Origin of the sequence: Bacillus sp. JJ664 (assembly GCF_036962205.1) — a bacterium.
In the GTDB taxonomy this organism is placed as follows: Bacteria; Bacillota; Bacilli; order Bacillales; family Bacillaceae_G; genus Gottfriedia.
Map to the genome: position 1 here is coordinate 1 of NZ_JBALMS010000114.1, position 246 is coordinate 246.

The window sequence follows — 246 nt, forward strand, 5'->3', positions numbered from 1 at the left end:
GTAAACACGCTTTGGTTTACCGTTTACTAAAATACGAACTTTTTGAAGGTTAGCACCCCAAGTACGTTTTGAAGCATTCATAGCGTGAGAGCGACTGTTACCAGAACGTGATTTTCTACCTGTAATTACACAAACACGAGCCATCTATTTCCCTCCTTACAAAAAACGGAATAACATTTCAATGATCATTTTCATTTAGAAACACTACTATAATTTATCATACCGCTTTAGTTATTGCAACAATTA

Annotated in this window: 1 protein-coding gene; it reads right to left on the reverse strand. The window is 35.0% G+C overall.

The genetic code is table 11. The annotated features are described in order from the left end of the window. Positions 1–144 (reverse strand): 50S ribosomal protein L28 (gene rpmB, locus V7056_RS16370; protein WP_499703505.1); only part of this gene is annotated, 144 nt, incomplete at its 3' end. Positions 145–246 lie beyond the last annotated feature (102 nt).